The organism is Cupriavidus sp. 01L46 (genome assembly GCF_056399905.1).
This window is the reverse complement of sequence record NZ_JBFTSF010000251.1, coordinates 1-9,530: the sequence shown is the minus strand read 5'-3', so window position 1 is coordinate 9,530 and position 9,530 is coordinate 1. Positions and strand designations below refer to the sequence as shown.

Annotated in this window: 11 protein-coding genes; 5 read left to right on the top strand and 6 right to left on the bottom strand. The window is 67.7% G+C overall.

Annotation, left to right across the window (positions count from 1 at the left end):
- Positions 1-346 (bottom strand): DUF6597 domain-containing transcriptional factor (locus AC1DS3_RS30035; RefSeq protein ID WP_477128542.1); only part of this gene is annotated, 346 nt, incomplete at its 3' end.
- 106 nt (positions 347-452) lie between these two features.
- On the opposite strand from AC1DS3_RS30035, the gene AC1DS3_RS30030 reads away from it, so the two are divergent.
- Both AC1DS3_RS30030 and AC1DS3_RS30025 read left to right on the top strand, forming a co-directional pair.
- Positions 453-809 carry a GFA family protein gene (locus AC1DS3_RS30030; protein WP_441633889.1) on the top strand — a complete coding sequence of 119 codons (357 nt, stop codon included), beginning with the start codon at positions 453-455 and terminating at the stop codon, positions 807-809.
- Positions 810-877: 68 nt separating this feature from the next.
- Complete coding sequence (locus tag AC1DS3_RS30025; RefSeq protein WP_441633887.1) at positions 878-1,504, top strand: glutathione S-transferase family protein; 627 nt, start codon at positions 878-880, stop codon at positions 1,502-1,504.
- A gap of 13 nt (positions 1,505-1,517) precedes the next feature.
- On the opposite strand, the gene AC1DS3_RS30020 is transcribed toward AC1DS3_RS30025, so the two are convergent.
- Positions 1,518-3,866, bottom strand: a complete 2,349-nt coding sequence (locus AC1DS3_RS30020; RefSeq protein WP_477128541.1) for a cytochrome P450 — start codon at positions 3,864-3,866, stop codon at positions 1,518-1,520.
- A 51-nt stretch (positions 3,867-3,917) separates the two neighbouring features.
- Positions 3,918-4,901, bottom strand: coding sequence for a Bug family tripartite tricarboxylate transporter substrate binding protein (locus tag AC1DS3_RS30015; protein WP_441633883.1), 984 nt, complete (start codon positions 4,899-4,901; stop codon positions 3,918-3,920).
- Between the two features lie 238 nt (positions 4,902-5,139).
- Here AC1DS3_RS30015 and AC1DS3_RS30010 point away from each other — a divergent pair, with 238 nt between their 5' ends.
- Positions 5,140-5,955, top strand: coding sequence for an IclR family transcriptional regulator (locus AC1DS3_RS30010; protein ID WP_441633881.1), 816 nt, complete (start codon positions 5,140-5,142; stop codon positions 5,953-5,955).
- A 42-nt stretch (positions 5,956-5,997) separates the two neighbouring features.
- Here AC1DS3_RS30010 and AC1DS3_RS30005 read toward each other — a convergent pair whose 3' ends face one another.
- Complete coding sequence (locus AC1DS3_RS30005; protein ID WP_043349676.1) at positions 5,998-6,897, bottom strand: recombination-associated protein RdgC; 900 nt, start codon at positions 6,895-6,897, stop codon at positions 5,998-6,000.
- Positions 6,898-7,080: 183 nt separating this feature from the next.
- On the bottom strand, positions 7,081-7,659 hold the full coding sequence (locus tag AC1DS3_RS30000; RefSeq protein ID WP_441633879.1) for a BPSL1445 family SYLF domain-containing lipoprotein: 579 nt from the start codon (positions 7,657-7,659) through the stop codon (positions 7,081-7,083).
- A 309-nt stretch (positions 7,660-7,968) separates the two neighbouring features.
- Here AC1DS3_RS30000 and AC1DS3_RS29995 point away from each other — a divergent pair, with 309 nt between their 5' ends.
- Positions 7,969-8,367, top strand: coding sequence for a hypothetical protein (locus AC1DS3_RS29995; protein ID WP_441633877.1), 399 nt, complete (start codon positions 7,969-7,971; stop codon positions 8,365-8,367).
- Between the two features lie 162 nt (positions 8,368-8,529).
- Positions 8,530-8,778, top strand: a complete 249-nt coding sequence (locus tag AC1DS3_RS29990; protein WP_441633875.1) for a DUF6388 family protein — start codon at positions 8,530-8,532, stop codon at positions 8,776-8,778.
- A 5-nt stretch (positions 8,779-8,783) separates the two neighbouring features.
- Here AC1DS3_RS29990 and AC1DS3_RS29985 read toward each other — a convergent pair.
- The coding region (locus AC1DS3_RS29985) for an MFS transporter (RefSeq protein ID WP_477128540.1) at positions 8,784-9,530 on the bottom strand (747 nt) is incomplete at its 5' end.

The window sequence follows — 9,530 nt, the reverse complement described above, 5'->3', positions numbered from 1 at the left end:
CGTCCAGCAAGGGGCGCAGGCCGCCTACGCGAAAGCGCACGCCGAGCACGTGGCCGGCGCCTTCCAGCGTGCGGTCGAACACGCCGCGCACCACGCCGAAGAGCGCTGTCTGGCCGCGGTCGAATACCAGGTTGGCGTTCGGATAGGGCAGCACGCGCTGCACCTGCGGCGGGTGTCCCGCCAGGTCCCATTCGACGATCCAGTAATGTTCGACAAAGGGCGCCAGCGCCGCCGACGGCAGGTAACGGCCGAGGCGGATGCGATGCTGCGTGCCGAGCGGGTCGACAATGCCTTTTGGCGCAGCGGTGACGCGCGCGTGCGTGTCGCGTTTTTCCAATCGGGGCATGGGGGTATCGGTGTAAAACTACGGACTGCGGCAGACATGCAAGACGCGCAAGACGCGCAAGATGTGCAGGATGCGCAAGATGAACGAAATTCTATCGGAGACCACCATGACCATAACCCACTACACCGGCGGCTGCCATTGCGGCGCCGTGCGCTACGCCGTGGATGTCGACCTGGCCGGCGCCATCGAGTGCAATTGCTCGTTGTGCAGCAAGCGCGGCTTCATCTGGTCGTTCACACCGGCAGATAGATTCACGCTGACCGAAGGCGCGCAGGCCACGCGCACGTACAAGTTCAACAAGCACGTGATCGACCACCGCTTTTGCGAAACCTGCGGCGTGGAGGCCTACGCGCTGGGCAGCATGCCGGACGGCTCGGCTGTGGCCGCGATCAACGTGCGGTGCCTCGATGGCGTCGACCTGGCGCAGCTCCAGCCTAAGAAAGTCGACGGCGCCAGCGCTTGATCCGCGATGGCGCGCTTTGCCGCCACCCTCGCCCTGAGTTGCACGATGTTTCCCCCGGAGCCAATGCCATGTCCCAGCCCGAACTGACCCTGTTCCATTCGCCCAATACGCGTTCCACCGGCGCGCTGACCCTGCTTGAGGAACTCGGCGTGCCGTATCGTCTGCACGCGCTCAATATGAAGGCCGGCGAGCAGCGCGAGCCGGCTTACCTGGCCATCAATCCGATGGGCAAGGTGCCGGCCATCCGCTATGGCGATGCGCTGGTGACGGAGCAGGCGGCCGTGTTCATCTTCCTGGCCGACCTGTTCCCGCAGGCCAGGCTGGCGCCTGCGCTGACCGATCCGCTGCGCGGGCCTTACCTGCGCTGGATGGCGTTCTACGGTTCCTGCTTCGAGCCGGCGCTGGTGGACCGCTCGCAGCATCGGGAGACGCCGCGCGCGATGTGCCCTTACGGCGATTACGACACCACCATCCGCACGCTGCTGGGCCAGCTGGAAAAAGGCCCCTACCTGCTGGGCGACACCTTCACCGCGGCCGATGTGCTGTGGGGCACCGCGCTGACCTGGACCACCATGTTCAAGCTGGTCGAAGCGACGCCGGTGGTGCAGGCCTATATCGACCGCGTCAACGCGCGCCCGGCGGTGGCGCGGGCGCGTGCCATCGATGCGAAGCTGGCAGCAGAGCAGGGCGGCTGAGCGCCCGCCGCGCTTATAGCTCCAGCACGATCCGCTGGCATTTCGCGCGCGAGCAGCAGGCCATCATCTTGGTGTTGGCCTCGCGCTCCGCGCGCGTGAGCACCACGTCGCGGTGGTCGATTTCGCCGGCCAGCACGCGCACCTCGCAGGAGCCGCACAGGCCTTCCTCGCAATCGCTCTGCATGTCGATGTTGGCGGCGCGCAGCGCGGCCAGCAGCGTCTGGCCCGGGGCGACCGCGACGACGATGCCGGAGTCCTTCAGCTCGGCTTCGAACGCTTGCTCCTGGCCGGGATCGAGCGTGGCCAGCGCCGACTCGAAATGCTCGATGCGCAGCGCATCGCCGGGCCAGCCGGCGCRCTGTTCCTGCAATGCTGCGAGCATGCGCGCCGGGCCGCAGGCGTAGATCTGCGTATCCGCCTGGGGCTGCCCGAGCAGGCTGGCGAGATCGTTGCGCTGGCCTTCATCCTTGGCGTAGACATGCAGGCGGTCGCCGTGCAGCGCGATGAGCTCGTCGAGCAGCGCCATGGACGCACGCGAGCGCCCGCTGTAGTGCAAGGCGTAGTCCATGCCGAGCGCCTTCGCGCGCCGGGCCATGGCGCTGACGGGCGTGATGCCGATGCCCCCGGCGATCAGGATCAGCTTGCCCGCGGCCTCATCCAGCCGGAAGTGGTTGCGCGGGCCGCGGATCTTCAGCCGGTCGCCGGCTTTGACGCTGTCATGCACCCAAGCAGATCCGCCACGGCCTTGCGYTTCGCGCAGCACGGCGATCTCCAGCGCACCACTGTCGTCCGGGTCGCCGCACAGCGAGTATTGCCGCGACAGACCGGTGCCACCGCATTCCACGTCGATGTGCGAGCCGGGCGCCCAGCGCGGCATCGGCTTGCCATCGGGCGACACCAGCCGCAGCCGCACGATGCCCTCGGCCGCTTGCGTCGCGCTGGCCACCACCACCGGCCGGCTGATTGCATGCCCCAAAGGCTCGCCAATGCGCACCGGCACTTGTACTTCCAGCAACGCGGGGTTGGCGCGCTCGGGGTTTTGCGTCGGGTCCCATTCCACCCACACGTGCTCGGGCCCGCGGAACGAGGTGTTCGGCACGTAGCTGAATCGCTGCTCTGCCAGGCGCATATGGGGCAGGCGCCGCGTGAGTTCCTCCAGGAACACCTGCATCTCCATGCGCGCCAGGTTCTTGCCCATGCACTGGTGCGAGCCGTAGCCGAAGGTGAGCTGGTCGCTGGCGTTCTCGCGGCGGATGTCGAAGAGATCCGCATCGGCAAAGTGCCGCTCGTCGTGGTTGGCCGAGGACGTCACGATCAGCAGCTTGGCGCCGGCGGGAATGTCGACGCCGCCTACCTGCACGTCGCGCGTGGCCAGGCGCCGCCAGGCCGCCACCGAGCCGTTGTGCCGCAGGCATTCCTCTACCGCGTTCGGGATCAGGCCCGGGTCTTCGCAGATCTCCTGCCAGGCGCGCGGATGCTGCAGCAGCAGCTTCATGGCATTGGCCGTGGCGTTGGCCGTGGTTTCATGCGCGGCGACAATGCCGGCCATCATCATCGAGTGCAGGTAGGAGTCGGTGACGATCTCCGGATACTCCACCTGCTTGCGGATGCCATAGCGCATCCATCCCGGGCCGGACGGGTCCTGCCGCATCTTGTCGAGGATCTTGCCGGCCAGCTGCCAGAAGTTGCCCACGGCATGCGCGACTTCGACCTGTTCCTCCGGCCTGGGCCGGCCCCAGGTATTGACGGTATGCGCGATGGAGTATTTGCGCAGCAGGTCCATGTCTTCCTCGGGCACGCCGAGAAAATGCAGCGCCACGGTCAGCGGCACTTCCCACAGCATCTGGTCGACCAGGTCGGCACGGCCGTCGTCGACGAAGCGGTCGACATACTCGCGCGCGAGCTTGCGCACCATGGGTTCGTGATGCTTGAGTTCCTCGGGCGTAAACGGCGCCATCAGCACGCGGCGGCGCGGCATGTGCGCTGGCTCGTCTTCGTTGACGAGCGTGCGGTTCATGGCGTAGCCGTAGGACGCCAGCACGGCGTTGGCTTCCGGCCCCGTCGGCGTGATCTTCTCCAGCGCGATGGAGGGGCTGAAGGTCAGGTTGTCGCGGAAGATCGCCTTGATGTCGTCGTAGCGCGTCACCACCCAGTAGCCCAGCCTGGGGCTGTAGAAGACCGGCTCCTGCTCGCGCGCCCAGCGCACGTACTCGGGCGGGTCCTGCTGGTAGCCATCCTCGAAGGGATCGAAGCTGGCTGCGCCTGGGCTGACCGGGCAGCCGGTGGGCGAGCGCTGCGCTGTCAGCAAGCGATGGTCAACGGGACATCCCGAGGCGTGTGGATTGGGGGTAGCGTTGGCCATGCTTGTTGCTCCGTGTTCTCGTTTGCGGGGGGCGGGTGCGGTGCGCCGCGGCTACTCCAGCGTGATCTTCAGGTCGCGGATCAGCTTGTGCCAGCGCGTGGTCTCGCTGCGCAGCAGTTCGGCGTACTGCGCCGGCGTGTTGCCGACCGGCTCCACGCCGAAGTCCACCAGCCGCTTGTTGACGGCCGGGTCCTTGATCGCGGCCACCACCTGCTTGTTCAGCGTGGCGACGATCTCCGGCGGCGTGGCGGCGGGCACCACCATGCCCACCAGCGCGGCAGCCTCCACGTTCTTGTAGCCTGCCTCGGCAAAGGTCGGCACGTCGGGCAACTGGGGCAGGCGGGTCGGGTTGGCCACGGCCAGCGCCTTGACCTTGCCGCCCTTGATGAAACCCGCGCCCGCGGCCAGGTCGACCATCATGGCCGGGACCTGGCCGCCGGCCACGTCGGCCAGCGCGGGTGCCGCGCCGCGATAGGGCGCGTGGACCATGTTCAGCCCGGCCTCCACCTTGAGCAGTTCCATGGCGAGATGGTGCGGGCTGCCGGCGCCGGCCGAGGCGTAGTCGATGCCGCCCGGCTTGGATTTGGCGCGGGCGACGAACTCCTGCACGGTGTTGACGTTCATGCCCGGGCCCACCACCAGGATCATCGGAAAGCGGCCCAGCAAGGTGACCGGCGCCAGGTCCTTGACCGGGTTGTAGGACAGCGTTTTGTACAGCGCCGGGTTGAACACCAGCGTGCCGTTGTCCGCCGACAGCACCGTGGAGCCGTCCGCCGGCGCGCGTGCGGTTTCCGCCGCGCCGATGGCGGTATTGCCACCTGGCTTGTTGTCCACCAGCACGGGCTGGCCAAGCCGGGTCGAGAGGGCCTGGCCGATGGAGCGCGCCAGGAAGTCAGAGCCGCCGCCGGCGGCGTACGGCACGATCCAGCGCACCGGCTTGGCGGGGTAGGCCGGCTCGGCGGCAGCGGTGGCCGCCAGCATGGGGATGGCGGCCAGGCCAAGGCCTGCGGCGATGCATTTGCGGATGGTGATCATCTTGTCTCCTGTTCCCGTTTGGGTGCCGGTCGAGGCGTGGCGCGGTCCGGCGTTGTTATGCGTAAATGATATACGCATTGCGTAATATGGCGATGCGGGTTAACGTGGGTTTGATGCCGCATCCCCTTGCACGGCACTAGAATCTCCGCCCATGAAGACAAGAATCGACCCAGGCGCCTCACACGCCTCACGCGCCTCACGTACATCAGGAGATCCCGCTGATCCCGCCGAAGCGGCCATGCCCGCTGGGCCGCCGGCGCGCGAGCGCCGCCAGCGCGTGCAATCGGCGCAGACCGGCATGACGGTGCTCAAGGGCCTGGCCAGCCTCGGCGGGCGCGCCAGCCTGACCGCGCTGGCCGCGCATATCGGCGAGAGCCCGGCCAAGGTGCACCGCTACCTGGCCAGCCTGATCGACGAGGGGCTGGTGGCGCAGGCGTCGGCATCGCAGCAGTACTTCCTGGGCGTGGAGGCCATGCTGATCGGCCTGGCAGCGATGCGGCAGGTCGATCCGATCCGCATCGCCGAGCCGTCGCTGGTCCGCCTGCGCGAGAGCCTGGACGTGACCTGCTTTGTGGCGGTGATGGGCAACAAGGGCCCGACCATCGTGCGCTTCGAGGAGCCGGGGCTGCCCGTGACGGTCAATGTGCGGGTGGGCTCGGTGATGCCGATGCTGTGGTCGGCCACGGGCCGCGCGCTGCTGGGCTTGCTGGACGAACCGCGTGTGCGGGCGATGGCGGAAGAAGAGCTCGCGGCGGCGCCGGCGGACCTGCGCGCGCAACTGGATCGCGACGACCCCATTGGCGCGCTGCGGCGCGAAGTGCAGGCCGCCGGGTGCGCGGTGGTGCGCGATACCAACCTGAAGGGCATCAGCGCCGTGGCGGCGCCGCTGTACGACTACACGGGCCGCATCTGCGCGGTGCTTACCGCGCTGGGCGCCACCGGCGGCTTCGATGCGTCGATGGACGGACCCATCGCCGTGGCCGTGCGCCATGAGGCGCGGGTCGCCAGCGGGTTGCTGGGCTACGGCGCGGCGCCGCCGGGCGGCGGCGCCTGAATCCAGGCTGAACCGGCCTGGCCGGTCCGCTGACGTGCTGGCTTACAGCTTGCGTTCGCCGCCGAGCGCGGCGGTCAGGTCCGACAGCAGGTTGGCCAGTTCGCCGGCCATCATGGTGAAGTCGCCGTCGAAGCGTTCTTCGTCGTCGCGGGCGCTCGGGTCGGCCTGCTCCTTGATCACGTCCAGCGGGGCCACGCGCTTGATGGTCAGCGACTCGGTGAGCACGAAGGACACGCGGTCATTCCAGGTCATTGCCAGGCGCGTGCAGCGCTTGCCGGCGGCAATGTGGCGGCGCAGGTCCTCGGCATCCAGCGGATGGCGCACATAGCGCACCGTGGCCTTGCTCTCGGCGCTGGATTGCAGCTCCATTTCCTGGTCGAGGGTGAAGCCGGCCGGGGCCGTGTCGGTGGCCAGCCAGTCGGTCATGGCGGTGACCGGTGACTGGTTCACATGCAGGTTGTCCAGCGGCAGCGGGTCGATGGCCTTGAACAGCAGGCCGCGCACTTCATCGGCCTTGGCCGGGGCGGCGGCGTCGATGGCGAGCCAGCCGTTGACCGGGTCGATCCACACGCGGGTGTCGCGCCGGATGCTGAACGCGCGCGGCAGCAGCTCTTCGGTGACCTGCTCCTTGAGCTCGCGCATCTGCTTGCGGCCGGGCTTGAAGCCTTGCTGCTCTTCCAGCTCCACGGCGCGGGCCTTGGTGACCTGGTTGACCACGGTGGACGGCAGCAGCTTCTTTTCGGTGCGCATGGTCAGCAGCAACTGCTTGCCGACCTGGTGGACGAGCGCGCCGTTGTCACGCGGCGAGGCCCAGCCCTGGGTTTGCATCTCCAGGCTGGTGCCAGGGAAAAATGCGTGGCGCGCCAGGCATTCCTCGACCTCTTCGGCGGCGAGGGACCACGGTGCGGACAGACGGTGCAGCTGGAGATTCTTGAACCACATGTGAATTCGGCCAAAGGGACGGATTCTAGCCGGTTAGCGTGGCGCATGCGGTAACAATGCGTGAGGGAGTCTGGCCGGTGTGGCGGCGCCGCGGCAGCAGGGCCGGAAAAAGCCGGGGGCCGGGCTGCCCGCAACCCGGCCCCCCGCATACAGGCCGGCCCCAGGCCGGCACGCTGCGTGCTCTCAGATGTCGAGCTTGCTGATCTTCGAGCCTTCCAGGCTCACGCCGGCCATCAGGCCCGCGTTGGTGACCACGAAGCCAACGACGGGCTGCTGGGCGGTATTGGTGTCCAGGGTGCCATTGGCGCCAATCTTGGCCAGCGCCACGGTAGCGTCTACGCCGGCGGTCCAGCCGCTGCTGGCGACGAACTTGTCGAGCGCTTCCTGGGTCATGAACATCAGGATGATGGCCTTGGATTGCGCACCGATCTGCCAGCCGACCGAGCCCGAGATGATGCGGTAATAGCCACGGTTGGCGCCGCCCGCGCGCAGCGCGCCATCGCCATATTCGCCACCCACGACGAAGCCGGCCGAGAGCACGTTGGGGAAGACCAGGATGCCGCGCGCGCGGTTGGCGAGTTCGCGCGAACCCTTCGCCGTTTCATACAGCTTGTTGAGCGTACCATCCACGCCGCCATCGATCTCGCGGCGCTTGGCGGCCTTGTCGGTGGGTGCATCGGGCGTGGTCGTACACGCGCCCAGCAGGCCTGAACTTGCCACTACCAGCCCAGCCCCTACCGTCAGAAACGATCTGCGTTCCATGCTCACTCTCCTGATTGTTTTACCTCTTACGGCACCGGATACCCCGGAGCCACTCTGCGCATCCCAATAAAGGATAGGCGTAATCAGCACTTGTAGAAACTTGAAATCTCGCCGCAAGCCTGATTCTCGGGTTCTCCCGAAGAACCGGGGTATTCGCACCGTTTCTGTAGAAATATACAAAACAATCTTGCCAATGGCTGTAGGACTGAGGCTGCATTCTGGCGCGCGGCGTCCTACAAGCACGGGCGCCTCGCAACAACCTGTTTCATCTGGACAGGAACCCGGCCGGGCTGGATAAGTCCATGACACATGAAATCCGTTCTCGCCCTCATCCCCGTCACCTTGCTGGCAGCGGCTTGCGCTTCGCAAGTGCCCGCCAATCCGCAAGCCTCCGCCGAAGCCAACGACCAATGGCAATCGCTGCGTGCCGCTTACACCACGTGCGCCAAGGACCAGGCCGATGCCGGCATGGCCGGCGGCGCCTCCGCGCAGGATCTCGCCAGTGCTGCGCTCAAGGCCTGCCGGCCTCGGCTCGACGCCATGCACGCGGCATTTCGCGATTACCTGGATGCACAGATGGTGTCCTCGCATGGCCGCGACGGCGCGCGCCAGGCCGCCGACCGTGTGAGCCGGGATACCGAAGCCAAGACTCGCAACTACCTGGTCCGCTATGTCGAGCGGGAGCGCTACACTGCCAAGGCGCAATGACACGCGCAATAACGCGGCGAGGCCTGCGCTTGCGTTCCGATAGCGCTGCGGCACGGCTGTGGTGTAATGCGCGGGCGCCGGCGCGCATTCCTGCCTCGTACCTGCTCACCAGGCCGTCGCGCCCCACCGACCTTGCCCACACCTTATTGCGGTCCCTTCCCGATGACTCTCTCCCCCGAACGCTTGCAACTTGCTCATGAGCGTTTTCTCGCCGACAACCCCGAAGTGGTGGCGCTGCTCAAGGTCATCACCCCGCGCCACGCGCACGCCGTCGGCATGAGCGTGGAAGCCTTCCAGCTCTCGGAACTGGAGCGCGCCATCGGCCGCGAAGCCAGGCTCCGGCGCCTCACCGTCGAGGAGCTGCTGCTGGTGTACCTGGGCGAGCGCGCAGCGCCGGCGCCGCGGCGCTAGATGCGCTAGCCGCCGCCATTCCCGGTGCCGGTCTTGCCGCGCGCCGGGCTCAGGAACGCCCAGGCGCATGCTGCCCCGCCGGCAGCCAGCAGCGCCGACAGCAGCATGACCCAGCGAAAGCCGGCCACGAAGGCGCCGTCCACCGCTTGCCGGACGGCCGCTTTTACCTGCGGGTCCGTGGCCGCCGGCAGCGCGATGGCGGCGAGCTTCGCGCGTTGCGCCTGCACGGACCGCGCCACCTGCGCCGACACCGCGCCGCTGGCCACCGACTGGCCAAGCGAGCGGTCCAGCCGGTAGTCGAACACGCGCACCATCACGATCCCCAGCAAGGCAATCGCCAGCAGCGTGGCCACGCGTGCCGCCGCATTGTTGATGCCGGACGCTGTGCCGGCCGTGCCCGGCGGCACCGCGTTCATGACGGTGGTGGTCAGCGGCGCCACGCTGATCGTCATGCCCGCGCCGAGCACCAGCACCGCGGGAAAGTAGGTCAGCCAGTAGCTGCCGCCGCTGGCGGCGGCATCGGGCAATGCAAACAGCGCGAAACCCGCTGCCGCTACCAGCGGGCCCACGATCAGTGGCTTGCGCGCGCCATGCCGGTCCACCAGCCCGCCGGCCCAGCCGGACAGCAGGAACATCAGCAGGATGARCGGCAGCAAGGCGGCACCGGCCTGCGTCGACGAATAGCCCTGCACCTGGATCAGGYTAAGCGGGAAGAAGAACAGGCCACCGCCCAGCGCCGCGTAAAGCAGCAA